The organism is Geodermatophilus maliterrae, from assembly GCF_041018925.1.
Taxonomy (GTDB): domain Bacteria; phylum Actinomycetota; class Actinomycetes; order Mycobacteriales; family Geodermatophilaceae; genus Geodermatophilus; species Geodermatophilus maliterrae.
This window is the reverse complement of the sequence record NZ_JBFNXQ010000041.1, coordinates 14,734-41,710: the sequence shown is the minus strand read 5'-3', so window position 1 is coordinate 41,710 and position 26,977 is coordinate 14,734. Positions and strand designations below refer to the sequence as shown.

The 26,977-nt window shown below is 76.6% G+C and carries 29 protein-coding genes; 14 read left to right on the top strand and 15 right to left on the bottom strand.

Features of this window, described 5'->3' with window-relative positions; translation table 11 throughout:
• A partial coding sequence (locus ABQ292_RS14055; protein WP_438940591.1) for an ATP-binding protein occupies positions 1-2,043 on the top strand: 2,043 nt, incomplete at its 5' end.
• On the opposite strand, the gene mug is transcribed toward ABQ292_RS14055, so the two are convergent.
• On the bottom strand, positions 2,026-2,541 hold the full coding sequence (gene mug, locus ABQ292_RS14050) for a G/U mismatch-specific DNA glycosylase (RefSeq protein ID WP_369207361.1): 516 nt from the start codon (positions 2,539-2,541) through the stop codon (positions 2,026-2,028). The two genes, ABQ292_RS14055 and mug, sit on opposite strands and share 18 nt — an antisense overlap.
• A 204-nt stretch (positions 2,542-2,745) precedes the next feature.
• Between mug and dhaK the strand changes: the two genes are divergently transcribed.
• The 3 genes from dhaK to dhaM are packed head-to-tail and all read left to right on the top strand — an operon-like array spanning position 2,746 to position 4,804.
• Entirely contained in the window at positions 2,746-3,747 is a 1,002-nt protein-coding gene (gene dhaK, locus ABQ292_RS14045) for a dihydroxyacetone kinase subunit DhaK (RefSeq protein WP_369207359.1), read from the top strand.
• 2 nt (positions 3,748-3,749) lie between these two features.
• On the top strand, positions 3,750-4,397 hold the full coding sequence (dhaL, locus tag ABQ292_RS14040) for a dihydroxyacetone kinase subunit DhaL (RefSeq protein WP_369207357.1): 648 nt from the start codon (positions 3,750-3,752) through the stop codon (positions 4,395-4,397).
• A gap of 11 nt (positions 4,398-4,408) precedes the next feature.
• The gene (gene dhaM / locus ABQ292_RS14035) at positions 4,409-4,804 is read left to right on the top strand and encodes a dihydroxyacetone kinase phosphoryl donor subunit DhaM (RefSeq protein ID WP_369207355.1); all 396 of its coding nucleotides are present in this window, start codon (positions 4,409-4,411) and stop codon (positions 4,802-4,804) included.
• Positions 4,805-4,812: 8 nt separating this feature from the next.
• Here dhaM and ABQ292_RS14030 read toward each other — a convergent pair whose 3' ends face one another.
• Positions 4,813-5,163 carry a PspC domain-containing protein gene (locus ABQ292_RS14030; protein ID WP_369207353.1) on the bottom strand — a complete coding sequence of 117 codons (351 nt, stop codon included), beginning with the start codon at positions 5,161-5,163 and terminating at the stop codon, positions 4,813-4,815.
• A gap of 153 nt (positions 5,164-5,316) precedes the next feature.
• Here ABQ292_RS14030 and ABQ292_RS14025 point away from each other — a divergent pair, with 153 nt between their 5' ends.
• The gene (locus ABQ292_RS14025; protein ID WP_369207351.1) at positions 5,317-6,360 is read left to right on the top strand and encodes a YihY/virulence factor BrkB family protein; all 1,044 of its coding nucleotides are present in this window, start codon (positions 5,317-5,319) and stop codon (positions 6,358-6,360) included.
• Between the two features lie 13 nt (positions 6,361-6,373).
• Here the strand turns inward: ABQ292_RS14025 and ABQ292_RS14020 are convergent, their stop codons facing one another.
• Both ABQ292_RS14020 and ABQ292_RS14015 read right to left on the bottom strand, forming a co-directional pair.
• Positions 6,374-6,661: a hypothetical protein gene (locus ABQ292_RS14020; RefSeq protein ID WP_204694274.1), complete on the bottom strand. Its 288-nt coding sequence runs from the start codon at positions 6,659-6,661 to the stop codon at positions 6,374-6,376.
• Between the two features lie 265 nt (positions 6,662-6,926).
• On the bottom strand, positions 6,927-7,286 hold the full coding sequence (locus ABQ292_RS14015; RefSeq protein ID WP_369207349.1) for a hypothetical protein: 360 nt from the start codon (positions 7,284-7,286) through the stop codon (positions 6,927-6,929).
• A gap of 238 nt (positions 7,287-7,524) precedes the next feature.
• Here ABQ292_RS14015 and ABQ292_RS14010 point away from each other — a divergent pair, with 238 nt between their 5' ends.
• Entirely contained in the window at positions 7,525-8,229 is a 705-nt protein-coding gene (locus ABQ292_RS14010; protein ID WP_369207347.1) for an alpha/beta fold hydrolase, read from the top strand.
• Between the two features lie 8 nt (positions 8,230-8,237).
• Here ABQ292_RS14010 and ABQ292_RS14005 read toward each other — a convergent pair whose 3' ends face one another.
• Both ABQ292_RS14005 and ABQ292_RS14000 read right to left on the bottom strand, forming a co-directional pair.
• Complete coding sequence (locus ABQ292_RS14005; RefSeq protein ID WP_369207345.1) at positions 8,238-9,014, bottom strand: alpha/beta hydrolase; 777 nt, start codon at positions 9,012-9,014, stop codon at positions 8,238-8,240.
• Positions 9,015-9,034: 20 nt separating this feature from the next.
• Positions 9,035-9,670, bottom strand: coding sequence for a DUF2238 domain-containing protein (locus ABQ292_RS14000; RefSeq protein ID WP_369207343.1), 636 nt, complete (start codon positions 9,668-9,670; stop codon positions 9,035-9,037).
• Positions 9,671-9,790: 120 nt separating this feature from the next.
• On the opposite strand from ABQ292_RS14000, the gene ABQ292_RS13995 reads away from it, so the two are divergent.
• The 4 genes from ABQ292_RS13995 (at position 9,791) to ABQ292_RS13980 (ending at position 13,786) form a co-directional block, all read left to right on the top strand.
• A complete protein-coding gene (locus tag ABQ292_RS13995; RefSeq protein ID WP_369207341.1) occupies positions 9,791-10,963 on the top strand; it encodes an MFS transporter in 1,173 nt (390 codons plus the stop codon).
• A gap of 86 nt (positions 10,964-11,049) precedes the next feature.
• The gene (locus ABQ292_RS13990) at positions 11,050-12,594 is read left to right on the top strand and encodes an ATP-dependent DNA ligase (RefSeq protein ID WP_369207339.1); all 1,545 of its coding nucleotides are present in this window, start codon (positions 11,050-11,052) and stop codon (positions 12,592-12,594) included.
• Between the two features lie 41 nt (positions 12,595-12,635).
• The gene (locus ABQ292_RS13985; RefSeq protein WP_369207337.1) at positions 12,636-13,229 is read left to right on the top strand and encodes a TetR/AcrR family transcriptional regulator; all 594 of its coding nucleotides are present in this window, start codon (positions 12,636-12,638) and stop codon (positions 13,227-13,229) included.
• Complete coding sequence (locus tag ABQ292_RS13980; protein WP_369207335.1) at positions 13,226-13,786, top strand: TIGR03086 family metal-binding protein; 561 nt, start codon at positions 13,226-13,228, stop codon at positions 13,784-13,786. The genes ABQ292_RS13985 and ABQ292_RS13980 overlap by 4 nt, the downstream gene beginning before the upstream one ends.
• Positions 13,787-13,804: 18 nt before the next feature.
• Here ABQ292_RS13980 and ABQ292_RS13975 read toward each other — a convergent pair whose 3' ends face one another.
• The 3 genes from ABQ292_RS13975 to mscL all read right to left on the bottom strand — a co-directional run bounded on the left by ABQ292_RS13975 (position 13,805) and on the right by mscL (position 15,743).
• Positions 13,805-14,833: an LLM class flavin-dependent oxidoreductase gene (locus tag ABQ292_RS13975; RefSeq protein ID WP_369207333.1), complete on the bottom strand. Its 1,029-nt coding sequence runs from the start codon at positions 14,831-14,833 to the stop codon at positions 13,805-13,807.
• A gap of 189 nt (positions 14,834-15,022) precedes the next feature.
• On the bottom strand, positions 15,023-15,211 hold the full coding sequence (locus tag ABQ292_RS13970) for a hypothetical protein (RefSeq protein WP_369207331.1): 189 nt from the start codon (positions 15,209-15,211) through the stop codon (positions 15,023-15,025).
• A 121-nt stretch (positions 15,212-15,332) separates the two neighbouring features.
• Positions 15,333-15,743, bottom strand: coding sequence for a large conductance mechanosensitive channel protein MscL (gene mscL, locus ABQ292_RS13965; protein WP_369207329.1), 411 nt, complete (start codon positions 15,741-15,743; stop codon positions 15,333-15,335).
• Positions 15,744-15,910: 167 nt separating this feature from the next.
• Between mscL and ABQ292_RS13960 the strand changes: the two genes are divergently transcribed.
• Both ABQ292_RS13960 and ABQ292_RS13955 read left to right on the top strand, forming a co-directional pair.
• A complete protein-coding gene (locus tag ABQ292_RS13960) occupies positions 15,911-17,560 on the top strand; it encodes a glycoside hydrolase family 13 protein (RefSeq protein ID WP_369207327.1) in 1,650 nt (549 codons plus the stop codon).
• A gap of 828 nt (positions 17,561-18,388) precedes the next feature.
• Entirely contained in the window at positions 18,389-18,769 is a 381-nt protein-coding gene (locus ABQ292_RS13955; protein ID WP_369207325.1) for a YchJ family protein, read from the top strand.
• Here the strand turns inward: ABQ292_RS13955 and ABQ292_RS13950 are convergent.
• From ABQ292_RS13950 to ABQ292_RS13940, 3 genes are read right to left on the bottom strand one after another with little or no spacing between them, the layout of a single operon-like run.
• Positions 18,745-19,422, bottom strand: a complete 678-nt coding sequence (locus tag ABQ292_RS13950) for a dienelactone hydrolase family protein (RefSeq protein ID WP_369207323.1) — start codon at positions 19,420-19,422, stop codon at positions 18,745-18,747. The genes ABQ292_RS13955 and ABQ292_RS13950 overlap by 25 nt on opposite strands.
• A gap of 9 nt (positions 19,423-19,431) precedes the next feature.
• Positions 19,432-20,100: a response regulator gene (locus tag ABQ292_RS13945; RefSeq protein WP_369207321.1), complete on the bottom strand. Its 669-nt coding sequence runs from the start codon at positions 20,098-20,100 to the stop codon at positions 19,432-19,434.
• Positions 20,097-21,740 (bottom strand): sensor histidine kinase, encoded by a 1,644-nt coding sequence (locus ABQ292_RS13940; protein WP_369207319.1) that lies wholly within the window; start codon positions 21,738-21,740, stop codon positions 20,097-20,099. The genes ABQ292_RS13945 and ABQ292_RS13940 overlap by 4 nt, the downstream gene beginning before the upstream one ends.
• Before the next feature lie 164 nt (positions 21,741-21,904).
• Between ABQ292_RS13940 and ABQ292_RS13935 the strand changes: the two genes are divergently transcribed.
• Both ABQ292_RS13935 and ABQ292_RS13930 read left to right on the top strand, forming a co-directional pair.
• Positions 21,905-23,320 carry a cation:dicarboxylate symporter family transporter gene (locus ABQ292_RS13935; RefSeq protein WP_369207317.1) on the top strand — a complete coding sequence of 472 codons (1,416 nt, stop codon included), beginning with the start codon at positions 21,905-21,907 and terminating at the stop codon, positions 23,318-23,320.
• A gap of 110 nt (positions 23,321-23,430) precedes the next feature.
• A complete protein-coding gene (locus tag ABQ292_RS13930; RefSeq protein WP_369207315.1) occupies positions 23,431-24,645 on the top strand; it encodes a lycopene cyclase family protein in 1,215 nt (404 codons plus the stop codon).
• Positions 24,646-24,698: 53 nt separating this feature from the next.
• On the opposite strand, the gene ABQ292_RS13925 is transcribed toward ABQ292_RS13930, so the two are convergent.
• The 3 genes from ABQ292_RS13925 to ABQ292_RS13915 form a co-directional block, all read right to left on the bottom strand.
• Positions 24,699-25,181 carry a hypothetical protein gene (locus ABQ292_RS13925; protein ID WP_369207313.1) on the bottom strand — a complete coding sequence of 161 codons (483 nt, stop codon included), beginning with the start codon at positions 25,179-25,181 and terminating at the stop codon, positions 24,699-24,701.
• Between the two features lie 77 nt (positions 25,182-25,258).
• Positions 25,259-25,753 carry a universal stress protein gene (locus ABQ292_RS13920; RefSeq protein ID WP_369207312.1) on the bottom strand — a complete coding sequence of 165 codons (495 nt, stop codon included), beginning with the start codon at positions 25,751-25,753 and terminating at the stop codon, positions 25,259-25,261.
• Between the two features lie 99 nt (positions 25,754-25,852).
• On the bottom strand, positions 25,853-26,851 hold the full coding sequence (locus ABQ292_RS13915) for an Acg family FMN-binding oxidoreductase (RefSeq protein ID WP_369207310.1): 999 nt from the start codon (positions 26,849-26,851) through the stop codon (positions 25,853-25,855).
• Positions 26,852-26,977 lie beyond the last annotated feature (126 nt).

Sequence of the window (26,977 nt, the reverse complement as noted above, 5' to 3'; positions counted from 1 at the left end):
CTGCCGGTGCCGCTGACCGCCTTCATCGGCCGCACCCGGGAGCTGGCCGCCGTCGCCACCGCGCTGGGCAGCTGCCGGCTCGTGACGCTGGTCGGGCCCGGCGGCAGCGGCAAGACGCGGCTGGCCCTGGAGGCCGCCCGCCGCCGTCCCGACGGCGCCCCGCCCGCCGCCCTGGTCGAGCTGGCCGGGGTGGAGGACCCCGACCTGGTCGCCGCGCAGGTGGCCACCGTCCTCGGGGTCAGCCTCACCGCCGGGGACCCGCTCGGCGCCGTCGCCACCGCCCTGCAGGAGCGGCCGCTGCTGCTCGTGCTCGACAACTGCGAGCACGTGGTGGAGGCGGCCGCCACGGTGTGCGCGGCGCTGCTGCCCCGCTGTCCCGACCTGCAGGTGCTGGCCACCTCGCGCGAGCCGCTCGGGCTGCCCGGCGAGGCGGTGCTGCCGTGCGGGCCGATGCCGGCCGGCGCCCCGGGCAGCGACGCCGAGCGGCTCTTCCTCGACCGCGCCCGGCTGGTCGCCCCGCACCTGGCCGAACCGTCGGAGGAGGACCTGGCGCGGGTCCGTGACGTGGTCGTGGCCCTCGACGGACTGCCGCTGGCCGTCGAGCTGGCCGCGGCCTGCCTGACCACGCTGCCGCTGGCCGAGGTCGCCGGGCGGGTCGACGACCGCTTCGCGCTGCTGTCGGGCGGCTGGCGCACCGCGGTCCCGCACCAGCGGACGCTGGCGGCCACCGTCCGGTGGAGCGTGGACCTGCTCACCCCACCCCAGCTGGCCGTGTTCCAGGCCGTGGCGGTGCTGCCGGGCAGCTTCGGCGCCGAGGCCGTCGAGGCGGTGGCCGGGCCGGAGGTCGGCGGCGGCGCGCGGGAGCTGCTGCGGGTGCTGGTGTCGAAGTCGCTGGTCGAGCTCGACCACGGGACGGGCCGGCACCGCGTGCTCGAGACGCTGCGGCAGTACGCCGAGCAGGGTCTTCCCGAGGCCGACGCGCGGCGGCTGCGGGACCGGCTGGCCGGCTACGTCGTCGGCCTCACCGAGCGGCTGGAGCCGACGCTGCGGCGCGCCGGGTGGACCGACAGCGCCCGGCTGCTCGACGCCGAGCAGCCAGCACTGCGCGCGGCGCTCACGCACACGCTGGCCACCGGCCAGGGCGAGCTGGCGCTGCGGATCGGCGCCGCGCTGTCGTGGTGGTGGTACCGCCGCGGTCACGTCCAGGAGGGCCGCCGCTGGCTGTCCAGCGCGCTGGACGCCACCCCGGACGCACCGCCGCAGGTGCGCAGCGGCGCGTTGCTCGGTGACGCGCTGCTGGCCTACCTCTCGGGCGACGTGGCCTCGATCTGGGCGCGCACCAACGAGATCGTGTCCGCGGCCCCCGACGAGCACGACGGCGTGCTGGCGCTGGCCCTGGTGCTGCGCGGGTTCGTCCGGGCGCTGCTGGGTCAGGCCGACCCCGATGGCGAGACCGCCCGTGACATCGCCCGCGGCCTGGATCTGGCGCAGGCCTCGGGCATCGAGTGGGTGCAGGCCGAGATCGCGATGACGCTGGGCCAGTTCGCCCGGGTGGCCGGCGACGCCGAGGGAGCGCTGGAGCACCTGGCGCGGGCCGAACAGCTCGCGCTCGGCCTGGGCCACTCGTGGGCGCACTCGTCGGTGCTGTGGATCCGCGCCAAGGTGCTCACCGAGCTCGGCCGCGCCGACGAGGCGCTGGGCGACCTGTGGCGCATGGTCGACCTGACCCACCGCGAGGGCGACGCCACCGGCACGCTGGCCGGGCTGCTCACCGCGGTCGGTGCCGCCACCGCCGCCGGCCGGGCCCGCACCGGCGCCGTCCTGCTGGGTGCGGTGCGGTCCACCGCCCGGCTGGTCGGCTACGACCCCCTCCGGATGGACCCGGTGGACGGCGGTCGCTACGTCACGGCCGTCGAGGCCGCCCTCGACCCGGCCGCGCTGGCCGCCGCCGTGGCCAAGGGGTCCGGTCTGGACCTCGACGCCGCGGTCGCGCTGGTCGGTCAGCTGGCCGGCGAGTCCGAGCCGCTACCGGCCGGACGGTGAGCCGAGCGACTGGTCCGGAGGCGTCCGCAACCCGCCGTAGAGCCGGGCGAGGTCGGGCAGCTGGTAGGCGGCGTTGAGGCCGCTGGGGTTGGGCAGCACCCACGTCTCCGCGCCGCCGAGCCGGTGGGGCTGCCGGCCCCAGCCGGCCCGGGCCCGCTCGCCGGTGGCCAGCCGCCAGGCCGTGATGCCGAGGACGGCCACGACCCGCGGGCGGTACCGCGCCACCAGGGCGGCCAGCGCCACCGCGCCGTCGCGCAGCTCGTCGGGCCGCAGCTCGGCGGCGGTCCGGGTGGGCCGGTCGACGAGGTTGGTCACCCCGAGGCCGTACCGCAGCAGCTCCCGGTCCTCCTCCGGTGCCAGCCGGCGCGGGGTGAGCCCGGCCAGGTGCAGCGCGGGCCAGAACCGGTTGCCCGGGCGGGCGAAGTGGTGCCCGCGGGCGGCCGAGAGCAGCGACGGGTTGATGCCGCAGAACAGGACGTCGAGGTCCGGGGCGACCACGTCGGGCAGGGGCTTGCCGGGCCTGCCGCCTCCCGTCCTCGCCCCGGTCGCCGTCCCCATGACGGGACCAGTGTCGCCGAGCCGGCCGGCACGGACACCGGACGGGCCCCGGCCCGGTCTTGTGCCGGCCGGTGCCCGCTCCCTAGCCTCCGGACGTCCCGTGACCGCGGTCACTCCCCGCAGGGCCGACGCCAGGAGCCCCCGGTGAAGAAGCTGCTCAACGACCCCGCCGACATCGTCGCCGACGCGCTCCGCGGCATGGCCGCCGCCCACCCCGAGCTCCGGGTCGACTCCGAGAACCGGGTCGTCTTCCGCCGTGACGCACCAGTGCGCGGCAAGGTCGGCCTGGTCTCCGGAGGCGGGTCGGGCCACGAGCCGATGCACGCCGGCTTCGTCGGCGCCGGCATGCTCGACGCCGCCTGTGCCGGCGAGGTGTTCACCTCCCCCGTACCCGATCAGGTGGTGGCCGCGACCCAGGGCGTCGACGGCGGCGCCGGGGTGCTGCACGTCGTGAAGAACTACACCGGCGACGTCATGAACTTCGAGATGGCCGCCGAGCTGGTGGCCGCCGAGTCCGACACGGAGGTCGTCGCCGTCGTCACCGACGACGACGTCGCCGTGCAGGACAGCACCTACACCGCCGGACGGCGCGGGGTCGGCGTCACCGTGCTGCTCGAGAAGCTGGCCGGGGCGGCCGCGGAGGAGGGCCGGCCACTGGCCGAGGTCGCCGACGTCGCCCGCCGGGTGAACGCCACCGGCCGCAGCATGGGCATGGCGCTGACCTCGTGCACCGTCCCGGCCGCGGGCCGCCCGACGTTCGACCTGCCCGAGGACGAGATGGAGATCGGGATCGGCATCCACGGCGAGCCCGGGCGGCGCCGGGTGCCGCTGGCGCCGGCCCGCGAGGTCGCCGAGATGCTCGTCGAGCCGATCCTGGCCGACCTCGACCTCACCGGCGGCGACGGCGTGATCGCCTTCGTCAACGGCATGGGCGCCACCCCGCTGCTGGAGCTGTACCTGATGTACGCCGAGGTCGCCGCCGTGCTGGAGAAGGCCGGCGTCGGCATCGCGCGCAACCTGGTCGGCTCCTACATGACCAGCCTGGACATGGCCGGCTGCTCGGTCACCCTGCTGCGGGCCGACGACGAGCTGCTGCGGCTGTGGGACGCCCCGGTGCGCACCCCGGCGCTGCGCTGGGGCGGCTGAGCGTGGCCGGAGCCGCGGGAGCAGCCGTCGACGCCGCGGGCCTGACCGCCTGGGTCACCGAGTTCGCCCGGCTGGTGCACGAGCAGCGCGACGAGCTGACCCGCCTCGACGCCGCCATCGGCGACGCCGACCACGGTGCCAACCTCGACCGCGGCATGACCGCGGTGGTCGCCGCGCTGGAGGGCGGGCCGGCCGACGACGCCGCCGCCGTCCTCAAGACGGTGGCGACGACGCTGATCAAGACGGTCGGCGGCGCCAGCGGCCCGCTGTACGGCACGTTCTTCCTCCGGGCCGCCGGCGCGCTCGACGGCGGGGACGCCTCCGCCTTCGCCGCCGCGGTCCGGGCCGGGCTCGACGGCGTGGCCGCCCGCGGCAAGGCCGAGCCCGGCGACAAGACGATGCTCGACGCGCTCACGCCCGCCTGCGACGCACTCGACGCCGCGCTGGCCGAGGGCCGCGACCTGCCCGACGCGCTGCGGGCCGCCGCGGAGGCGGCCGCGGGCGGACGGGACGCGACCGTGCCGCTGGTCGCCCGGAAGGGCCGGGCGAGCTACCTGGGCGAGCGCAGCGCCGGCCACGCCGACCCGGGCGCCACCTCGGCGGCGCTGCTGGTGCAGGCCGCCGCGACCGCGCTGGCCGGCGGCTCGTGACCGTCGGCTTGGTGGTCGTCTCGCACAGCCGTGCGCTGGCCGAGGCGGCGGTCGAGCTGGCGCGCGGCATGCTGCCCGGCCGCGAGCTCGCCGTGGGCATCGCGGCCGGCGACGTCGACGGCGGGTTGGGCACCGACGCGACCGCGATCGCCGACGCGGTCACCGCCGTGGACGGCGGGGACGGCGTCGTCGTGCTCATGGACCTCGGCAGCGCCGTCCTGTCGGCCGAGACGGCGCTGGAGTTCCTCGACGACGACCAGCGGGCGCGGGTGGTGCTCTCCCCCGCGCCGCTGGTCGAGGGCCTGGTCGGTGCCGCGGTGGTCGCCGCCTCCGGCGCGTCCCGGGACCGGGTGGCCGCCGAGGCGCTGCAGGGGCTGGCGCCCAAGCAGGCGCACCTGGCCGGCTGAGCGACCGGTCAGTCCCGCCGGGCCGTGGGGCCGGCGAGTCGCACGTGCAGGTCGTCGACGAAGCGGTCGACCGGGCGGGCGGTCTCGCCGGGGCCGAGCGGCTCCTGCGGCACGAGGACCCACAGCAGCAGGTACAGCAGGGCGCCGACGCCACCGGCGACGGTGAGCCCGACGAACGCCACCCGCCAGAGCACGGGGTCGGTGCCGGTGTGCGCCGCCAGGCCGCCGCTGACGCCGCCGAGCACCGCGTCGGTGCGGCTGCGCCGGAGCTGGGGCCGCCCGGTCTGCGGGGGGACGGTCTGCGGCGGGACGGCCTGCGGGGGAACGGTCTCGGGGGTGGGGAACGGGGTCGATGTCATGGCAGGAAGCCTGCCGGGAGCGGGTGCCCCGGCACATCGGGGAGCGCCCGGAACCGACCCCGGTCCCGGGCCGGGGTACCGGTCCGGGGATCCCCTGTGGGGAGGACCGGTCGGGAGCGTGCCGGGGACCGGGAGCCGGAGCACACTCCCCCCATGGCGGAGGCGCGCGGCGTCGGGGCCGGGACGGGCACACCGGTGGGGTCGGCAGGTCCCCGGCCGGACGGCGCGGTGACCGGCGGCGCGGTGCCGCACCAGGTGGGCCCGCACGACGCGGTCTCGCCGCACCACATCCCGCCGCGGGGCTGGTGGCGGGTGGTGCGGCGCGCCGTCCGGCACTCGTTCGACGAGCGGCTCATGGCGCTGATCGCCGCGGTCGCCTTCTTCGCCATCCTGTCGATCGCCCCGGTGCTGGTGACGGCGCTGTCGATCTACGGCGCGGTCACCACTCCCGCGGAGGCGCTCGAGCAGCTGTCGGCGGTGGCCGGCATGCTCCCCACGGACCTGGAGCCCCTGGTCGCCGAGCAGCTGACCACCATCACGGCCGCCTCCGGCCAGGTGCTCACCTGGCGGGGCCTCGGCGGACTTGCCGCGGCGCTGTGGACGGCGACCACCGCGGCCACCTACCTCGTCGACGCGCTGACCCTCGCCTACCACGAGGAGGAGACCCGCAGCTTCCTGCGCCGCAGCGGGCTCGGGCTCGTGCTGGTGCTCGGCGGGGCGGTGCTGCTCGGCGCGGTGATCACCGTGGCGGGCCTGGTGTCGGAGACGCTCGACGGCGCACCCGGCCCGGTCCGCGCCGTCACGCCGGCGGCCGTCTGGCTGGGACTGGCCCTGCTGATGACGACGGTGCTCGCCGTGCTCTACCGGTGCGCGCCGGACCGGAAGGACGCGCGCTGGCGGTGGATCAGCGGCGGCGCGGTGCTCACGACGGTGCTGTGGCTGGCGACGTCGGCCGCGCTGTTCGCCTACGTGCAGAGCCTCGGCAACTACCAGGCCACCTACGGCTCGCTGGCCGGCGTGGCGATCAGCATGGCGTGGCTGTGGCTCAGCGTGTTCCTCGTCGTCCTGGGCGCGGTGGTCAACGCCGAGGCCGAACGGCAGACGTCCCGGGACTCCACGGTCGGGCCCGAGCGGCCGCTGGGCGAGCGGGGCGCCGTCGTCGCCGACAGCGCCCCGCCCTACCCGGACGAGCGGTGACCGCCCGGTCGGGTCAGCCGGAGACCGGGGTCGTGCCGAACATCAGCACCCGGCGGCCGACGTCGTAGTGGACGACGCCGCTGTCGCGGAGCATGTCCTGCAGGGCGTCCGCGTCGTCGGGCGAGAGGGTGAGGACCTCTTCCCAGGCGCCCTGGTCGAGCACCAGCTGCAGGGTGTAGACGCCCGGTGAGCCGGGCTCCTGGGCGGTCCAGGAGAACTGGTAGTGGCTCAGCTGGCGGACCTTGATGCTGTCGTCGGTGACCGGCTGGGAGACGTTCGTCGTCGCTGGCTGCTCTGCCATGTGTCACTCCTGGTGAGAGGTGTGTACGGAGCCGACCACCTACCCCGGCGTTCCCCGGGCGGACCGGCCGCACCTGCTCGGCACCGCCTGTCGGTGACCCTGCGCAACCGTGCGGTCTCGCCCGATCACCCCTGGCGAGCCTCGCGCGCAGCCACGCGGCCGAGTGCGCCGTCCGTCCTGGGCGGGTGTTCCGACGGTCGTGACCGCTGCGGCCGTCGCCAGCCCACCGGCGGTGGCCTGACCGGGCAGCGTCCAGGTCCCGCGGTCAGTCCTCCATCGCCCGGACCGCCAGCGCGGCCGCGCCGTACACGGCCGAACTGGCCACCGCCCGCACCGTGGTGGCCCGGCCCGACCCGCGGGCCGCCCCCAGCGCGGTGAGCACGTCGAGGAGGTTCGCGGCGGCGACCAGGGCCAGTCCCCGGTCGACCTCCTCCGCGGTGCGCGCGGTCAGCGCCGAGACGGAGAGGGCGAGCGCCCGGCTGCCGAACAGGCGCTGCAGCTGCAGTCCCTGCGGCGTCGGCGGGACGCCGTACCCGGTGGCCACCACTCGGGGGGCGACGACACTGACCGCCCCGAACGCCGCTCCGGCGCCGCCCAGTGCCCGCGCCAGCGTCTGCTTGGACATGCCTGCGATGGTCCTGGCCACGGGCTGCTCCCCTCGGTGACCCCGGCGGCCGGTCTGCTGAGCCGCCGTCGGCAGCCAACCAGGCACACGCTCGCCGCGCACCCGGTGCCCGACAGCGGCCACACTGGCCGTCGGTGCGCGCCGTCCCGGCACGCACGCCGCGCCCCACTCGGCCCGCTGGAGGTGCCCGCTGTCGACGGAGCTGGACACGACTGAACGGGAGACGCCGTACGGGCGGGTGCGCAGCCGGTCGGTGGGCCGGCCCCGCGACGGGGTCGCCGAGGTCGTGCTGGTCCAGGGCATCGGGGTGGCCGACTACCTCGTCCCCGGGCTGCGGGCGCTGGGGACCTGGACCCGCGCCCACCTGGTGGAGCTGCCGGGCTTCTCGGGCAGCGGCGAGCCGCCGCACGAGCTCGACGTCGTCGAGTTCGGCGACGCCGTGGTGTCCTGGCTCGCGGCTGCGGGGCCGGGCCGCGTGGTGCTGGCCGGGCACTCCGGCGGCACCCAGGTCGCCGCGCGGGCCACGCTCCGGCGTCCCCCGGGCGTGCGGGCCCTGGTGCTGGCCAGCCCGACGGTCGACCCGCGGTTCCGGACCCTCGGCGGGGTGCTGCGGGCCTGGTACCGGAACCACCGGCTCGAGCCCTCGGACCTCGACGAGGCCCACCGGCCGGAGCGGCAGCGGGCCGGGATGCGCCGGGTCGTCCACGCCGTGCGGGTCCACCTGACCGACCGGCTCGAGGACGTCGTCCCACAGGTCCCGGTCCCCGTGCTGGTGCTGCACGGCGAGGACGACCTGCTGTGCACCGAGGAGTGGGCCCGCTCGCTGGCCGGCCTCGCCCGCGACGGCCGGTTCGGGTCCGTGCCCGGGGCGCACAGCTTCGTCTGGACCGCGCCCGCCGCCTGGTCCGCCCCGGTCCGCCGGCTCGCCGAGGAGGTCGGCTGAGCGCTGCGTCAGTCCCGGCTGCTCCCGAGCCAGTCGACCGCCTCCCGGGCCACCTCCGGCGGCACCACGTGGCCGCCCCCGAACTCCCGGTAGGTGACGTCGTACCCGTCGTCGCGCAGGGCGGGGACGACCTCGCGGCTCGTGCGGTCGATCGGCAGGACGTCGTCGTCGGTCCCGTGGGAGACGAAGACGGTCGGTCGCCCGGCGCGCGGTGCCGGGGGGACGAACCCCGGGGAGAAGGCGACGACCCGTCGGAACAGCTCGCCGTTCGCCAGTCCCAGGCCGAGGGCGTAGGTCGCGCCGTCGGAGAAGCCGGCGACGGCCACCCGCCCGGCGTCGACCGGGACGGTGGCGAAGACCTCCGTCAGCGCCCGGTCGACCACGGCCACGTCGGGTCCGTAGCCCCGGACGACGGCGTCCCAGCTCGACTCGCGGGACGCGGGGGCCAGGAGGAGCAGCCCCCGCTCGTCGGCGAGTGAGCGCAGCAGCGCGAGCCCGGACTCGGCATCCCCTCCCGCGCCGTGCAGGACGACGACCAGCGGCACCGGCCCGGCCACCCCCGTCGCCGGCACGTGCAGCAGCGGGTCCCGGGTCTGCTCGAGGCCGAGCGGGTGGGTGCCCGGAGGCGGGGCCGGCACGTCGGGTGCGGCTCCCGGGCGTGCGGTCAGGGTGGCCGCGTCCCCGGTCCGGGGCGGGGCGCCCGGCACCTGCACCCCGCACCCGGCCAGCAGTCCGGCGCCGGCGACCCGGCCGGCCGCGATCAGCAGGTCACGACGGGTGAGCACGGCTCCCCCGTACCCGCCCGTCAGGCGCTGACCTCCTCGTGGGTGTTCACGCCGGGGATCCGCCGGACCGAGCCCCAGCCGAAGCGTGCCCAGACGACCAGCAGCGCCGCGCCGGCCAGCGAGCCCAGGGTGTCGCGCACCAGGTCGCCGTTCGTGTCGTCGTTGCCCTCGGAGAGCTGGGTGCCCAGCCACGCGTCGGAGCGCCACTCGTAGACCTCCCACAGCGCCCCGACCGTGACGCCGAGGGCCGCGGTCACGACGGCGATGCCCACGTAGTGCCGCAGGTGCGTCTCGTCCCGGGGGTCGGGGACGACGTCGAGGCGGGCGAGGGCGATGTAGACGACGGGCGCGGTGAGCATGGGCAGCGTGAAGTGCACGAGGTCGTCGAAGCGGACGAACCGGTCGTAGAGCCCCAGCGTCTCGCCGAACCCCTGCAGTGCCATCCCCGCCGTCACCGCGAGGTCGTAGACCCGCGGCAGGTTCACCAGCCGCGCGACGACGGTGACCGCCCCCATGACCAGCAGCACCGCCGCGGCGCCCGTCCGGCCCGCCACGGCGTAGGCGACCGCGCCGCCCAGGATCACGAGCCGCAGGACGTCGATGCCGTCCCTGACCACGGGCGTCCAGTCACCGAGCACGAGTCTGCGCACGTCCACGGCTCCGCCCTACCCGGGTCCCGGGGCCGTGACCACGCCGGACCGTGACCGCCCCGTGGCCGGACCGCCCGCCGGGGCGTCGGCACCGCCTGCGAGCATCGGCCCGTGCGGGGACGGGGGGTGGACGGGCTCCCCCGCGAGGTCGGTGTCCTCGCCGTCGTCGCCTTCGTCGTCGCCCTCGGGTTCGGCATCGTCGCCCCGGCCATCCCGCTGTTCGCCCGGTCCTTCGGCGTCGGGACGACCGCGGTCGGCCTCGCGGTGAGCGCCTTCGCGTTCTTCCGGTTCGTCTCCGCGTTCGGCGGCGGCTCGCTGGTCGAGCGCCTCGGGGAGCGCGTCGTCCTCGCCACCGGGCTGGCGGTCGTGGCGGTCACCACCGGCCTGGCCGGGCTGGCCACCTCGTTCCCCGTCTTCCTGTGGCTGCGCGCCGCCGGAGGGGTCGGCAGCGCGATGTTCACCGTGGCCGCGCTGGCGCTGCTGCTGCGGGTGGCGCCCGCCGCCTCCCGCGGCCGGGCCGCCGCCACCTACCAGGGCGGCTTCATCCTGGGCGGCATCGCCGGACCCGCGGCCGGTGGCCTGCTCACCGAGGTGTCGCCACGCCTGCCCTTCTTCCTCTACGCGGTGGCCCTGCTGGTCGCCGGCGTGGTGGCGCTGGTCCTGCTGCGCCCGTCGGCGACCGAGCGGGCCGCGGCACCCGCCGGGGTCCCCGGCGACCCCGCCTCCGGCCCGGTACCGCTGCGGTCGGCCCTGCGCTCGCGCGCCTACGTCGCGGCCCTGGTCACCAACCTCGGCGTCGGCTGGGTCCTGTTCGGCGTCCGCAACTCGCTGGTCCCGATCTACGTCACCGAGGAACTGGGCCGCAGCGCGGCCTGGGCCGGCGCCGGCCTGCTGGCCGGCTCGGCGGCACAGGCGCTGGCGCTGCTGCGCTCGGGCCGGCTGGCCGACACCTGGGGACGGCGGCCGAGCCTGCTCCTCGGGACGGCGACCGGCACGGCCGCGCTGGCGCTCCTGGCACTGCCCCCGGCGACCGGTGTGTTCCTGCTGTCGATGGCGACCTACGGCCTGGCCGCCGCGCTGCTCGCCAGCGTGCCCGCGGCCCTGGTCGGCGACGTGAGCCCGGTCCGGGGCGGCCGGGTGGTGGCGGTGTTCCAGATGTCGGCCGACCTCGGGGCCGTGGCCGGTCCGCTGGTGGCCGGCTGGCTCACCGACGTGGCCTCGTACCAGGTCGCGTTCGCGGCCAGCACGGCGGTGGTGGCCGCCGGCCTGGTCGCCGCGCTCGCCCTGCCACGCCGCTGACCCCTCGCTCGGGGACGACGACCGTGCACATCCGCGGAAGTGCACGGACCCGGGCTCGTGTCGGCCCCGGGTGCGAGAGTGCTCGCGTGCTGCTCGCCGACGTCGTCGCCGCCTCCGCCGCGGTGGCGGCCACCCGCGCGCGCACGGCCAAGGCGCGGGCGATCGCCGACGTCCTGCGCAGGGCTGAGCCCGGTGAGGTGGCGCCGGTGACCGCCTGGCTGGCCGGTGACACGCTGCAGGGGCGCCTGGGTGTCGGCTGGCGGACGCTCACCCGGCTCACGTCCGACCCCGCGTCCGCGCCGGCGCTCACCGTGGCCGACGTCGACGCCGCCCTCACCGCGCTCGCCGCCGAGGGCGGCGCCGGGTCCGCCGCCCGCCGCGAGACCGCGCTGTCCGGGTTGATGACCGCCGCGACCGCCGACGAGCAGCGCTTCCTCGTCCGCCTGCTCGCCGGGGAGCTGCGGCAGGGGGCGCTCGAGGGCGTGGTCCTCGACGCGGTGGCCGCGGCGGCCGGCGTCCCCGCCGGACTCGTCCGCCGGGCCGCGATGCTGTCGGGCTCCCTGCCGGGGACGGCGGCCACCGCCCTGACCGGCGGCGCCGGTGCGCTGGCGGAGGTGCGGCTGGAGGTCGGCCGCCCGGTGCGGCCCATGCTGGCCGGCCCCGGCTCCTCGCTGGACGCCGTGCTCGCCGATCTCGGCGCCGACGTCACGGTCGAGTACAAGCTCGACGGAGCGCGCATCCAGGTGCACCGCGACGGGGACGACGTCCGGGTGTGGACGCGCACGCTGCGCGAGGTCACCGGCGCCGTCCCCGAGCTGGCCGAGCGCGTCCGTGCCCTGCCGTGCGAGCGGGCCGTCCTCGACGGCGAGACGCTCGCACTGGACGACGACGGCGCCCCGCGGGCGTTCCAGGACACGATGAGCCGCTTCGGCAGCGCCGGGACGGGTGGGGACGGGACTGCCGCGGTGCTGCTGAGCCCGTTCCTCTTCGACGTGCTGCACCTCGACGGCCGCGACCTCGTCGACGAACCGCTGGCCGTCCGCCTCGACGCGCTCGCCGGGCTGCTGGCCGCCGACGAGCACGCCCCGCTGCGGATGCCCGGCGTCCGCCGGCCGACGCAGGAGCAGGCCGCCGGCGTGCTCGACGGCGCGCTGGCCGCCGGCCACGAGGGCGTCGTCGTCAAGGCACTGGACGCGCCCTACGCCGCTGGCCGGCGCGGCCGGGCGTGGCAGAAGGTCAAGCCGGTGCACACCCTCGACCTGGTCGTGCTGGCCGCCGAGTGGGGCTACGGCCGCCGCACCGGGAAGCTGTCGAACATCTCCCTCGGCGCCCGCGACCCCGACGGCGGCGAGCCGGTGATGGTCGGCAAGACGTTCAAGGGCATGACCGACGAGCTGCTCGACTGGCAGACGGCGACCTTCCCCGGCCTCGCCGCCGAGACGCCGGCGTGGGGCGTGCGGCTGCGGCCGGAGCTGGTGGTCGAGGTCGCCCTCGACGGCGTCCAGCGCAGTCCCCGCTACCCGGGCGGGGTGGCGCTGCGGTTCGCCCGCGTCGTGCGCTACCGGCCGGACAAGACCCCGGCCGAGGCCGACGACCTCGACGCCGTCCGGGGGCTGCTCGCCGGGAGCTGACACCTTCCTCCTGGTAGAGCGTTGCTCTAGAGTGCTACTCCGTGAACGCGAGGGGCTCGACCAGCAGGGACGCGATCGTCCGGGCGGCACTGGCTGGCGCCCGTGACCGCGGGTGGGAGGAGATCTCGATGCAGGAGGTCCGGCTGCGCGCCGGGGTGAGCAACGGCAGCCTGTTCCACCACTTCCCCACCCGGCAGGACCTCGAGTCGGCCGTGGTCGCCGCCGGTCTCGTCGAGCACGACGGCGCACTGCTGGTGGAGCTGCGCATGTCGACGGGCGCGCGCGAGGGGGTGCGGGGCGTCGTCGTCCGCCACCTGGCCTGGGTGCGGGAGAACCCGCGGGTCGCGGTGCTGCTGCTCTCCGCCCGGCCGCCTGCACTGCGGGCCGCGGTCCCTCCGGAGGTGGTCGAGGACAGCCGGCGCTTCTTCGCCGAGGTGGCGGCCTGGTTGCGACGGCACGGGTGGAGCGGGCAGCCCGCCTTGCCCGTCGTCAACGCGCTGTGGCTGGGGCCGGCCAACGACGTCGCGCGGGGCTGGCTGACCGCCGGTGGCGAGGAGCCCGCCGGCGCGGTGGCCGCGGTCGTCGCCGACGCGGCCTGGCACGCGCTCCGCGCGCACCTGCGGGTGGACGCGTGAGCACGGCCCGCGACCGGTACCTGCGGGCACTGGACCGCGTGGACGACGTCGTCGCCGGCATCCGGCCCGCGCAGTGGGGGCTCGCCACACCGTGCCCCGACTGGGACGTGCGCGAGCTGCTGGGCCACCTGGCCGACGGTCAGGCGCAGGTGACCGCGATGCTCCGGGGCGCACCTCCCCGGCCCGGGACCGCAGGCCCCGCAGACCCCGACCCCGCGGCGGCCTGGCGGCGGGCCCGGCAGGAGGTGGCTGCCGCGCTGGCCGCGGTGACCGACGACGCGGTCCTGCGCACGCCCCTGGGCGAGCTCCCCCTGCCGGCTCTGCTCGACACCGCCGTCATCGAGCCCCTGCTGCACGGCTGGGACCTGGCCACCGCGGTCGGCGGCGCCACGGACCTCGACCCCGAGACGGCCGAGGTGACCCTGCGCGGCGTGCGCGCGCTCGGCGAACAGCTGGCACAGACGGGCATGTACGCCGCGGCGCTGCCCACCGACGAGGGCAGCACCGCCCAGGAGCGGCTGCTGGCCCTCACCGGTCGCCGCCCGGTCGGGCCCTGAGCGGGCCCCACCGGACCGTCAGCTGTCGGCGACCTGCGGGGCGACCTCGGTGCCGAGCAGCTCGATGCCGCGCAGCAGGTCGGCGTGCGCCAGGCGTGGGTTGGTCATCTGCAGCGAGATGCGCTGCACCCCGCCCAGCTGCTCGGAGACCCGCTGCAGCTTCGCCGCGATGGAGTCGGGGTCGCCCATGAAGAAGGCGCCGTTCGGGCCGCTCGTGGCGTCGAACTGGGCACGGCTGGGCTGGGCGAAGCCACGCTCGCGGGAGATCTTGGCGAACATCTCGTGCCAGCCCGGGTAGATGGTGTCGGCCGCGGCCCGCGTGCTCTCGGCGACGTAGCCGAACACGTGCAGCCCGACCTGCAGCGCCTCGGGCGCGTGCCCGGCCTGGGCGCCGGCACGGCGGTAGAGGTCGACCAGGGGCGCGAACTGCCGCGGCTCGCCGCCGATGATCGCGACCATGAGCGGCAGGCCGAGCAGCCCGGCGCGGACGAAGGACTCCGGCGAGCCGCCCACGCCGACCCAGATCGGCAGCGGGTCCTGGACCGGGCGGGGGTAGACGCCCTGCCCGGTCAGCGCCGGCCGGTGCCGCCCCGACCACGTGACTTCCTCCGAGGCCCGGATGCGCAACAGCAGGTCGAGCTTCTCGTCGAAGAGCTCGTCGTAGTCGGCCAACGACAGCCCGAAGAGCGGGAACGCCTCGGTGAACGAGCCGCGACCGACCACCAGGTCGATGCGGCCCTTGGCGATCAGGTCGAGCGTGGCGAACTGCTGGAACACCCGGACCGGGTCGGCGGCGCTCAACACGGCCACGGCGCTACCCAGCCGGATGCGGGAGGTGCGGGCGGCCGCCGCGGCGAGGATCACCGGCGGCGCCGAGTCGTAGTACTCGGGCCGGTGGTGCTCGCCGATGCCGAAGGAGTACAGCCCCACCCGGTCGGCCAGCTCGATCTCCTCGAGCAGGTGCTCCATGCGCTCCGCGGGGCCGACGACGTGCCCCGTCGAGGGGTCGGTCACCGCCGCCACGAAGCTGTCGACGCCGAGGTGCACGGCGGTCTCCCTCCGGATCGTCGGCGGGGGACGCCCGCCTGTCGTCAAACGTTCAACGGCCAGTGAACCAGGCCGGGACGAGCCCGCTCCCCGGGCAGGCGGGATCCACTGCGGGGTGGGGACCGGGGCCGGCGACGCCGCCGAGCGGACCGGTCCCCACCGCGAGCGGTGGGGGCAGCGGGTCCCTGCTCAGGCCACGGACGCGGTCTGCCCGGCGGGCTCCCCGCCGGGACGCGGACCGGACACCGGGGCCTGCTCCCCGCGACCGGCCTTGAGGCCGGCGAGGTACCAGGCGGTGCAGTCGGCACAGCTGGCGATCCAGACGTGCCGGGGGTGACGCAGACAGGTGGTCGGGCGGGTGGACAGCGCGTGGCTCATGGTGTGGTGCTCCCTGCCGCCTCGTCGGCGACTCGTGACTTCCGTGCGCTGGTGCAACGCCGTCCGCCCGTCCGGCCATCCGGCCGGCGGGGTGAGCCCCGTCGCGGTCGGCACACCCGGGTCACCCGGCCAGCGGCTGCACGTCGCGGGTGCAGAACATGCAGACCGAGGCGTCCACCGGGATGAAGCTCTTGCAGTGGTCGCACTCGCGGCTGCCCTGGGCGCCGGCGGTCTCCCGGCCGGTCGCCCGCCGGATCGCCTGCACGAGGAACATGATCGTCACGGCCAGCAGCAGGAACGACACGAGCGCGGTGAGGAACGAGCCGTAGCGGATCTGCGAGCCGTTCACGGTCAGCACGAGCGCGTCGAAGTCCGGCTGCCCGAACAGCGCGGCCACCAGCGGCAGGATCACGTCGCCGACCAGCGACGCGACCACGCTCGCGAACGCGGCGCCGATCGCCAGGCCGACGGCGAGGTCGACGAGGCTGCCGGAGAAGGCGAAGTTCCTGAAGTTCGTGAACAGCTGACGCACGGGTCCCCCTCGCTCGGTGGTCGGCGGGAGCGTAGGGCGGGCCGGACCCCCCGGCAGGACGTCGCACCCTCGGGCACCCGACATGGTGCACATCTGCCAACCACGGGCGTGGCTTTCGTCGACTCCCGCCCCGCAGCAGGAGCCGGCCGCCTGCCGATCAGAGGGTCATGTCCGCTCGACTCGTCGCCGCCGGCGCCGCTGCCGGTACGCAGCAGGTGGTCTGGCCTTCGTCCCCGGCGCAGTCGGCCGAGGACCCGTGGTGGCGCTCGGCCGTCGTCTACCAGGTCTACCTGCGCTCGTTCGCCGACGGCAACGGCGACGGCATCGGCGACCTCGCCGGACTGCGGGCCCGCCTGCCCTACCTGGCCTGGCTCGGCGTCGACGCGCTGTGGATCAACCCGCACTACCCCTCGGGCGGTGCCGACGGCGGCTACGACGTCGTCGACTACCGCGCGGTGGACCCCGAGTACGGCGACGTGTCCGACGTCGAGGCGCTGGTGGCCGACGCCCGGCAGCTGGGTCTGCGCGTGGTGCTCGACGTCGTCCCCAACCACACCTCCGACCGGCACCCCTGGTTCCAGGCGGCGCTGGCCGACCCCGGCTGCCCCGAGGCGTCGCGCTACCACTTCGCCCCGCCGTCGGAGGAGCCGCCGAACAACTGGCGCTCGCTGTTCGGCGGCCCGGCCTGGTCGCGCACCCCGGACGGCCGGTGGTACCTGCACCTGTTCGCACCCGAGCAGCCCGACCTCAACTGGCGCGACCCCGTCGTGGCCGACGACTTCGAGCGGACCCTGCGCTTCTGGCTCGACCGCGGCGTGAGCGGCTTCCGCGTCGACGTCGCCTACGGGCTGTACAAGGACGCCGGCCTGCGCGACAACCCGGGCAGCTACTCCCCCACCCTGTTCGGCCACGGTCCCGAGCAGGCCATGACCTGGAACCAGCCCGAGGTGCACGACGTGTGGCGCCGGTGGCGGTCGGTCTGCGACGAGTACACCGGCACCATGCTGGTCGGCGAGGTCTGCCTGGCCGACCTCGACGAGGTGGCCCTCTACTCCCGGCCCGACGAGCTGCACCAGTCACTGTCGTTCCGGCTGCTCAAGTCCTCCTGGTCGACGCCGGCCTTCGCCGAGGCCATCGGCAGCGCCCTCGACGCCTTCGGCCGCGTGGGCGCGCCGGTCTCCTGGGTGCTGGGCAACCACGACAAGGACCGCATGGTGAGCCGCTTCGGCGGCGGCGAGACCGGCCTGGCCCGGGCCCGCGCGGCCGCGCTGCTGCTGCTGTCCCTGCCGGGCTCGGCCTACGTCTACGCCGGCGACGAGCTCGGCCTGCCGCAGGCCGACGTGCCCGACGAGGCCAAGCGCGACCCGATCTTCTTCCGCAGCAACGGCGAGCGCGCCGGCCGCGACGGCTGCCGCGTGCCGATGCCGTGGAACGCCTCGGCCGGGGTGGGCTTCTCCCCCGCCGGCGCGGCCCGCCCGTGGCTTCCCGTGCCGGCGGCCTGGCGGCAGCACGCGGTGTCGCGGCAGACCCGTGACTCGAGCTCGGTGCTGCACCTGTACCGGGAGGCCCTCGCCATCCGCGCCGAGCACCCCGCGCTGGGCACCGGCGAGGCGACGGTGAGCACCCGCGGCGACGTCCTCACCGTCCGCTGCACCGGCGGCGGACGGACGGTGCGCTGCGTGGTCAACATGGGCACCGGCACCGCGCTCGTCCGCTCGCGCGGCGAGGTGCTGCTGACCTCCGGCGCCGGCGTGCACGCCCCCGGCCGCTCGGTGGCCCTGCCGCCCGACACCGCCGTCTGGCTCGCGGAGGACTGAGCGCCCCGGCACGGGGCACCCGCTACAGAGGTCCACCATGTCCGCGTCGGCGATCGGTGTCTCCAGGACCCGCAGTCCACGAACCACCGCATGCCCGCCGTCCATGCGGATGGCAGTAGCGCAATTGACGGTGTCGAGGTTGGTCAGCGTCACATCGAGTGGCCCCGCTACGGAGCAACCCCGCCGTCGCATCGATCTGTCGCCGCTGCCACGCACCGCAGCCGCACAGGGCGATGTCGTCGCGCTTCGCGATGGAGCGAGTCGTCTCGGCGGTTGGACCACACGCCCGGCAGCGAGAGGAACGGATCGGCATCAGGGTCGCCGCCGTGTCGGCGGCCGGGAGATCACGTCGAACAGGCGCGTACGCCGGGCCGACCCGTCGATGAAGATGTCCGCCTGAGCGTCCACTCGGCTGAACGTCGAGCCGTCCGCGTCCCCTGTGATGAAGGTGCTGGATGGGGCCCCCGTCAGGCTCGCGAAGCGGCAGCATCAGGACGGCCCCGAACAGAGAAGCGCCAGCCAGTGCCACGCATGGCCACAGCGGCCGATCGGCGACGGGGCCGACGATGCTCACTGCGACACCTACGGCTGCCCACACCACCGACCCAAGCCATACCCGCATGTGACCTCCCGAGTTCCGGTTCACGGGTACGACTCAGGCGGTCACCACCAGGATCGTGATCCATCGAGACCTCGCCGCCATCGGAGCGTGGATCAGTAGGGCGGTGCACGACCCCGAACCCGCGGGTCAGGCGGCTGTCAACAGATTCGAGACGCCTTGACGGGCACCCCCGATCCCGCCCCCCAGCACAGGTCCACACTGACCGAGTGACCCCGAAGCGCTGCCCCTGCGGCACCGGTCTGCCCTACGGCGAGTGCTGCGGGCGGCTGCACGACGGGACGGCGGCCGCCGCCGCCGAGCAGCTGATGCGCTCGCGGTACAGCGCCTTCGCCGTCGGCGACCCCGCGTACCTGCTCGCCACCTGGGACCCGGGCACCCGGCCGCGGTCGCTGGAGCTCGACCCGGCGGTGCGCTGGACGGGGCTGGAGGTGCTGGCCACCACCGGCGGCGGCCTGTTCGACGCCGAGGACACGGTCACCTTCCGCGCGCACGCCCGCGCCGGCGGCGCGGACCACCTGCAGGCCGAGCACAGCCGGTTCCGCCGGGTGGACGGCTGCTGGGTCTACGTGGACGGCGACCCCGCCTGACCGGTCGGCCGCTCCGCCGGCAGCCACCGGGACAGCCAGCCCGTCGTGAGGTCGACGACCTGCTCCAGGGCGCCCGGCTCGGGGAACAGGTGGGTCGCGCCCGGCACGACCGCGACCTCCCACCGCCCCGCCAGCCGGGCGGCGGCCGCGCGGTTGAGCGCGAGCACCTGCTCGTCGGCGCCGCCCACGACCAGCAGCGTCGGCGCCCGCACCCGGTCGAGCGCGTCGGCGGCGAGGTCGGGCCGGCCGCCGCGGGACACGACCGCCCGCACCCGCTCGGGCCGGTCGGCCGCGGTGACCAGGGCGGCGGCCGCCCCCGTGCTCGCGCCGAAGACCGCCAGCGGCAGGCCGGCCGCGGCGCCGGACAGCCAGTCGGCCGCCGCGGTCAGCCGGCCGGCGAGCAGCCCGACCTCGAAGCGCAGCTCCCGGGTGCGGTCGTCGACCTCCTCCTCGGCGGCCGTGAGCAGGTCGAGCAGCAGGGTGCCGAAGCCCGCCCCCCGCAGTGCCTCGGCGACCTGGCGGTTGCGCGGGCTCTGCCGGCTGCTGCCGCTGCCGTGGGCGAAGAGCACCACCCCGCGGGCGGCCGCCGGCACGGCGAGGTCCCCGGGGAGGACGGCCCCGGGGACGGGCACTGCGACCGGTGCGGGATCCATGCCGCCTCCTCACCGCCAGCGGTACTCCAGCTCCGGGCGGCCCGCGCCGCCGTAGCGGGGCACGCGGTCGACCAGCCCCGCCTCGGCGAGGTACTCCAGGTAGCGGCGGGCGGTGATCCGCGAGGCGCCGATGAGCTCCGCGGTCTCCGCCGCCGACACCGCCGCTCCCTGCCGGACGACGGCGACCACGGCGTCCAGCGTCTCGCGGCCCATGCCCTTGGGCAGCGGCGCCGCGCGGGCCGGGCGGACGGTGCCCAGCACCCGGTCGATCTCGGCCTGCCCGGCGGCGTCCCCGCCCGCGGTCAGCCGCGCGCGGTACTCGGCGTAGGCCACCAGCCGGTCCCGCAGTGCGGGGTAGGTGAACGGCTTGAGCAGGTAGCCGACGACGCCGTGCACCGCCGCGGCCCGCACGGTGGCCAGCTCCCGCGCCGAGGTGACGGCGAGGACGTCGACGTCGGCGCCCACCGCCCGGATCCGCCGGCACAGGTCCAGGCCGGAGGCGTCGGGCAGGTGCAGGTCGAGCAGGACCAGATCGACCGTCGTCCGGGTCAGCGCGGCGAGGGCCGCCGCGCCCGTGCCGGCGACGCCGACCGTGGTGAACCCGTCGGTGCGGTCGACGTAGGCGCGGTGGGCCTCGGCGGCGACCGGCTCGTCCTCGACGACGAGCACGCTGATCACGGGGTCACCCGCTCGCGCACCTGCGCCGGCGCGGCCAGCGGCAGCGACACCCGGAACTCCGCGCCCGGGCCCGGCCGCACCGCCACCGTGCCCCCGTGCCGGCGGACCACCTGCTCGACCAGGGCCAGGCCCAGCCCGCGGCCCAGGCCGGCCGGGGCGCCGTCCGGGTGGGTCTTGGTCGACCAGCCGCGCCGGAACGCCAGCCGGGCCTCCTCCTCGGTCAGCCCGGGACCGCTGTCCTCCACGCGGACCTCCAGCCGGTCGCCGTCCTCCCAGACGCCGATCTGCACCTCGCGCGGCGGCTCGCCGGCGAGGGCGGCGTCGATGGCGTTGTCGAGCAGGTTGCCGACGACGGTGACCAGGTCGCCCCCCGGGATGCCGGTGACACCCACCGCCGTGCCGGGGTCGACGTCGAGGTGGACCCCGCGCTCGGCGGCAGTGGCGGCCTTGCCGAGCAGCAGCGCGGCGAGCACCGGCTCCTCGACCGCGCCCACCACCCGGTCGGTGAGCTGCTGCGCCGAGGCCAGCTGCGCGGTGGCGAACTCGACCGCCTCCCGGCTGCGGCCGAGCTCCACCAGCGACACGGTGGCGTGCAGCCGGTTGGCCGCCTCGTGCGCCTGGGCGCGCAGCGACTCGGCGAAGGCCCGCACGCTGTCGCGCTCGCCGGTGAGCGCCTGCAGCTCGGTGTGGTCCCGCAGGGTGACCACCGAGCCCGCGTCCCGGCCGGAGGCGCGCGTGGGCGAGCGGTTGACCAGCAGCACGCGGGTGTCGGTCAGGTGCACCTCGTCGACGCCGCGCTGGGGCCGGGCCAGCGCCTGCGCCAGCTCGGCCGGCAGGCCCAGCTCGTCGACCCGGCGCCCGGCGGGGTCGCCGTCGAGGTCGAGCAGCCGCCGCGCCTCGTCGTTGGCCAGCCGCACGCGCTGCTCGCCGTCCAGGAGCAGCAGCCCCTCGCGGACGGCGTGCAGCACCGCCTCGTGGTGCTCGAGCATCGCGGCCATCGTCGTCGCGTCGAGGCCGCCGGTCTGCCGGCGCAGCCGGCGGCTGACCGCCCAGCTGCCCAGCGCGCCGACCGCCAGCGTCACCGCCGCGGTGCCGAGGATCCCCGGGACGGCGGTCGCGAGGTCGGCCCCGACGACGTCGACGGTGATGCCGGCCGACACCAGCGCCACCACGGCGCCGTCGGCGTCCAGGACCGGGCCGGTGGTGCGCACCGAGGGGCCGAGCGTGCCGGTGTAGGTCTCGGTGAAGGTGTCGCCGGCCAGCGCGCGCGTGATCGTGCCGACGAAGGGCCGGCCGATCTGCGTCGGGTCCGGGTGGGTGAAGCGGGTGCGGTCGGGCGCCATCACGGTGATGAAGGACAGCCCGGTGTCGGTGCGCACCTGCTCGACGAAGGGCTGCAGGACCGCGGTCGGGTCCGCGGCGGTGACGGCGTCCACCACCAGCGGCGAGTCGGCCAGGCTCTCGACCACGGCGGTCGTGCGCTGCTCGGCGGCGCGCTGCACGGCCGCGCGGGCGTCGAGGTAGGCGACCACCGTCGCCGTCGCCACCACGGCGAGCAGGACGAGCGCCTGCAGCCACAGCAACTGCCGGGCCAGGCTCGTCCCCCTGCGGGCCCGCGTCCGGCGGGGGAGGATCGGCACGCTCCGCAGTGTCCCCGCCCGGCGGCCCGACACGGAGGCCTCGGTCGCCGGGGTCCACCTCGTGAACGCAATGAACGCATGCGTGACCCCCGTCACGGCGTCCGGCCCACTGGGAGCGACCACCGCCCGGCCCCGGGCGCCGTCTCGACTCACCAGGAGCACTCATGGCAGCTGGCACAGCGGCCGGCAAGCGTGATCGCACGCACTGGCTCTACATCGCCGTCATCGCCGCCGTCGTCCTCGGCATCGCGGTCGGCTTCGCGTTCCCCGAGTTCGCCGTCTCGCTCAAGTGGCTCGGCACCGCGTTCGTGGGCCTGATCAAGATGCTCATCGCGCCGGTCATCTTCTGCACGATCGTGCTGGGCATCGGCGCCATCCGGCAGGCGGCCAAGGTCGGCCGCATCGGTGGCCTGGCGCTCGGCTACTTCGTGCTCATGTCGACCGTCGCCCTGGCGATCGGCCTGGTCGTGGGCAACATCCTGCACCCCGGTGACGGGCTGCAGCTGTCCGACGAGCTGCGCGGCGCGGGTGCCGAGCTGGCCGGCACGGCCGAGGAGTCCGGCGGCACGACCGACTTCATCCTCGGCCTGATCCCGACCACCCTGGTGTCGGCGCTGACCGAGGGCTCGGTGCTGCAGGCGCTGCTGGTCGCCTTGCTCACCGGCTTCGCGATCCAGGCCATGGGGCGCGCCGGCGATCCGCTCCTGCGCGGCATCGGCCACTTCCAGAAGCTGGTCTTCCGCATCCTCGCGATGGTCATGTGGGTCGCCCCGATCGGCGCCTTCGGTGCGATCGCCGCGGTCGTCGGCGAGACCGGGATCGACGCGCTGAAGAGCCTCGCGATCATCATGCTGGGCTTCTACGCGACCTGCGCGGTGTTCGTGTTCGTCATCCTCGGCCTGATCCTGCGCGTGGTCGCCAAGATCAACGTCTTCTCGCTGCTGAAGTACCTGGGCCGCGAGTTCCTGCTGATCGTCTCCACCTCGTCGTCGGAGACCGCCCTGCCGCGCCTGATCGCCAAGATGGAGCACGCCGGTGTCAGCGCGCCGGTCGCGGGCATCGTCGTCCCGACGGGCTACTCCTTCAACCTCGACGGCACCGCCATCTACCTGACGATGGCCTCGCTGTTCATCGCCGAGGCGCTGGGCGACCCGCTGACGGTCGGCGAGCAGATCGGCCTGCTGGTCTTCATGATCATCGCATCGAAGGGCGCCGCCGGCGTCACCGGTGCGGGCCTGGCCACGCTGGCCGGCGGGCTCTCGGCCCACCGTCCGGACCTGCTCGACGGCGTCGGCCTGATCGTCGGCATCGACCGGTTCATGTCCGAGGCGCGCGCGGTGACCAACTTCGCCGGCAACGCGATCGCCACGGTCCTGATCGCCACGTGGACCAAGGAGCTCGACCGCGAGCAGCTGTCCGCGGCGCTGTCGGGCGACTCCCCGTTCGACGAGGCGACCATGATCGACGACCACGACGGCCCGTCCGACGACGAGCTGCCGGCCGACGCGACCAACGCCGGCCCCGGCCAGCGCGACGCCGGCGATGCGCTGCGCAAGGCGGCGGCGGGCTCCACCCACTGACCTCCTCCCGCTCGGCACGGTGCCCGTCGTCCCCTCGCTGGGGGCGGCGGGCACCGTCGCGTCGAGGGGTCGCTGGTGCGCGACCCGGGCGCGTGTGGTCGGCTGCGGCGGTGCCCGCACCCCACCACGACGTCGTCGTCGCGGGAGCCGGGCCGGCCGGGCTGTCGGCCGCGGCCGCCTGCGCCGCCGCCGGGTTGCGCACCGCCGTCGTCGCCGGGTCGCTGTCGCCCTGGCCGGCCACCTACTGCCTGTGGGCCGACGAGCTGGAGTCGGCGGCGCCCGGGCTCGGGCTCGACCCGGCCGCCGTCGCGGCGGCGTACTCCCCCACCGTGGTGCGCACCGCCGCGGGCGGGGAGCGGCGGCTGACCCGGCGGTACGCGCGGCTGCGCAACGACGTCGTCCACGCCGCCCTGCTCGACCGGTTGCAGGGGTCCGGCGGGGAGCTCGTGCCCGGCCGGGTGACGGGGCTGCGCGCCGAGGGCGGGCGCGAGGTCGCCGTCCTGGCCGACGGGCGCGAGCTGGCCGCCGGCCTGGTGCTCGACGCGCGCGGCGGCGGCCCCGGCACCGCGCAGCAGCGGGCCTGGGGCGAGGTGGTGGCCGGCCCGGTCGAGGACCTCGTGCCGCCCGGCGGGGCGCTGCTCATGGACTGGGCGGCGCTGGCCGACCCGGCCGCGCCGCCGGCGTTCCTCTACGGCCTCCCGCTCGACGACGGGACCGTCCTGCTGGAGGCGACCTCGCTGGCCGCCCGCCCGCCGGTGCCGCTGGCCGACCTCCGTGCCCGGCTGACCGCCCTGCTCGGCGCGCACGGCCTGCGGCCCGCCGGCGGACCCGAGCGGGTGGCCATCCCGCTCGACGCCCCGCCCCGGGCCGGCGGCGCCGGCACGCCGGTGGGCGCGGCGGCCGGGCTGGTGCACCCGGCCACCGGCTACAGCGTCGCGTCCTCGCTGCGGCTGGGCCCGCGGGTCGCCGCGGCGCTGGCGGACGGCGGGGCCCCGGCCGCTCGGGGGGCCGTGCGGGCTGCCCGCCCCCGGACGACGGCCGGGCTGCTCGGGCTGGGCCTGGAGGTGCTGCTGCCGCTGGACACCGCGGCCACCGACGCGTTCTTCGCCGCCTTCTTCACCCTGCCCGAGCGGACCTGGGCGGCCTACCTCGACGTCGGCTCCTCCCCCGCCGCGGTGGCCGCGGCGATGGCCCGCACGTTCACCGCCCTGCCGCCGGCCCAGCGCGCGCACCTGCTGCGGACGGCTGCCCGGCTCGGCGGCACCCGCGCCGCGGCGGTGCTCGGCCGGCCGCGGGCTGCGCCCCGGCGGCCGGGTCGGGAGTGAGCCGGCCGCCGGCCACCTGGCCGGGACGACCGCCCCTGACGACGCCGGTCACGTCACGGGCGACCACCGCGACGCGTCAGCCGGTGCAGCCACGGGTGCCGCCGTTCGATCGGGGCCTCGTGCCGGGGAGCCTCGTGCCGGGGAGCCTCGTGCCGAGGGGCCTCGTGCCGAGGGGTCTGCCGAGGGGTCTCGTGCCGAGGGTCCCCGTGTGCGGGGGTCTCGTGTGCGGGGGTCTCGTGTGCGGACGCGACCTCCGGGGGCCGGGTCGCCGCGGCGGTCCCGGACACGGTCCCCACCGCGGGCGTGCCCGGCGTCGACCCGGCCGCCGTCGAACCGGTGCGGCGGGGGTGCGGCGCGTGGGCGTGGGTCCGCTCCGCGACCCGGGCGCGGCTGAGCTGGTGCTGGACGCCGAGCGGGTCGCAGCGGTGCCCGCGGGCGGCGACGTCGTGCTGCGCCTCCCACTGCGCCATGAGCTTCTCCCCGGGCGTCATCTCCCACGCGCCCTCCCGTGGCCCACGGGACTCCGACGGGTCCATGTCCCTCTCCTCTCGCCCGGCCCGGGCACCGGCCCGGGCGTCCTCGGTACCGACGGCGGCCGCGCGGGCCGCCCCGTCTAGGCGCGCACCCGCTCCGCCCAGCCCGGCCGCTGCGCGGTACCCGAGCGGACGACGGTCACCGGGCAGTGCGCCGCCCGCAGCACCGACGAGCCGACCGACCCCAGCAGCCGCCCGTGTGCACCACCCCGGCCCCGCGCGCCCACGACCAGCAGGTCGGCGCCGGACGAGGCGGCGACGAGCGCGTCGACCGGGGCGCAGTGCTCGGCGCGGCAGTCGACGGCGAGCCCCTCGGGCAGGCCGGCCGCGGCGACGTCGTCGGCCAGGGCCGCCCGCACCGCGCGCTCGTACTCCCAGACCGGCGGCACGTAGCCCGGCTCCCAGCAGTCCGGTCGCGGCGCCGTCGGGATGCTCCACGCCCGTACCACGGTCAGCGGCAGGCCACCGCGCGCGGCCATGCGGCCGGCCCAGGCCAGCGCCGCCCGCGCGCACGCCGAGCCGTCCACCCCCACGACGACGCCACCCTGCGGCGGCGTCCGCGGCGTCGGGTCCACGGCGCACCTCCTCGCCGGTCCGCGCGGCCGGTTGCCCTCATCCCACCCGGGAGGCCCACTGCGCGGAAGGGTCCGAGGTCCCCGACCGGGCCCGCGCCGTCACCCGGCGAAGGTGAGGACGTCGGGCACGGGGCGCCGGTTGGTCGACGGGGCCCGGTCGCCGGCCGGGTAGCCCAGCCGCAGCAGCATCTGCGGGTGCCCGCCGAGCGAGAGCCGGGAGCGCAGCTGCGCCCGCGTCGCCGGCCAGTCCAGCGCCTGGGTGAGCGGGGACGCCGCCAGCCCGGCGGCCGTGGCCTCCAGCAGCACCCGGCCCAGCGCCCGGCCGGCGGTCAGCCAGGCCTGCCGGTCGTCGCCGTCCGTGCCGAGGAGCACGACGGCCGGGCGCTCCACCTCCGGCGGCGGCGCGTCGGGGTCCAGCCCGTGCCTCCGGCCGGCCGGGCGCGAACCGACGACGAAGTCCCGGACCAGCCAGTTCGACGGCCGGGTCGCCGGGTCCTCGCCCGGCACGGCGCCGACCGGGATCCCGTCGACGGCCGTGGGGTCGGTGCGCATCCACCGCTCCAGCTCGGCCAGGTACTCCGGCTCGCCCTGCTCGATCTCCTCGGCGCGGGAGAGCAGGAACACCGTGGCCACCTCCTCGTCGGCTCCGCTGATCGGGCGGAGCCACACGCGGAAGGCCCCGGCGGTCGCCTGCAGCCGGTCGACGAGCTCGCCCGGCACGGCCCGCGGCAGGAAGGGCGCCCGCTCGGTGTGCCGGGCGGCGATGGCCTGCCCGAGCACCCCGTCCTCCTCGTCCGGCTCGTACCGGCCGGGGACGGCCACGGTGGCCAGCAGGTCGGGGTCGCCGGCGTCGGGGAGCACGTCGACCTCGGTGGCGTACCCGGCCGCGGTCAGCGCGACGACGGCGAACTCCACGGCCACCCCGCAGCTGAGGACCCGCTGCCGGCCGCTGGGATCCAGGGTGGCCAGCGCCCGCGAGGGGTCGGTCCGCACCGCCAGCCGGTCCCCGTCCACCCGGAAGAGCCAGGGCTGGGTGTTGTGGATCGACGGCGCCCGCGTGGCGGCCTCCACGACCCGGGTCCACTCCTGCTGGTCCATGCCACCCTCCCGTCGTCCGTGGGGCCGTCCCTGCCCGGAGCATGCCCCCGCCGGCCCCCGACGAACGCGCGACCCGCGAGGGTCGGAGGTGCAGCCCGCCGCTCCGGCAGCCGGGACGGAGCGGTG

Bases quoted from the DNA above. Each gene is read 5' to 3' on its own strand.
- ABQ292_RS13970 (WP_369207331.1), bottom strand. From the start codon at position 15,211: ATGAGCCACGCGCTGTCCACCCGCCCGACCACCTGTCTGCGTCACCCC.
- ABQ292_RS14015 (WP_369207349.1), bottom strand. From the start codon at position 7,286: ATGTCCAAGCAGACGCTGGCGCGGGCACTGGGCGGCGCCGGAGCGGCG.
- ABQ292_RS13935 (WP_369207317.1), top strand. From the start codon at position 21,905: ATGGCAGCTGGCACAGCGGCCGGCAAGCGTGATCGCACGCACTGGCTC.
- ABQ292_RS14030 (WP_369207353.1), bottom strand. From the start codon at position 5,163: ATGACATCGACCCCGTTCCCCACCCCCGAGACCGTTCCCCCGCAGGCC.
- ABQ292_RS14020 (WP_204694274.1), bottom strand. From the start codon at position 6,661: ATGGCAGAGCAGCCAGCGACGACGAACGTCTCCCAGCCGGTCACCGAC.
- ABQ292_RS13925 (WP_369207313.1), bottom strand. From the start codon at position 25,181: ATGGACCCGTCGGAGTCCCGTGGGCCACGGGAGGGCGCGTGGGAGATG.
- ABQ292_RS13960 (WP_369207327.1), top strand. From the start codon at position 15,911: ATGTCCGCTCGACTCGTCGCCGCCGGCGCCGCTGCCGGTACGCAGCAG.
- ABQ292_RS13915 (WP_369207310.1), bottom strand. From the start codon at position 26,851: ATGGACCAGCAGGAGTGGACCCGGGTCGTGGAGGCCGCCACGCGGGCG.
- ABQ292_RS14025 (WP_369207351.1), top strand. From the start codon at position 5,317: ATGGCGGAGGCGCGCGGCGTCGGGGCCGGGACGGGCACACCGGTGGGG.
- ABQ292_RS13950 (WP_369207323.1), bottom strand. From the start codon at position 19,422: ATGGATCCCGCACCGGTCGCAGTGCCCGTCCCCGGGGCCGTCCTCCCC.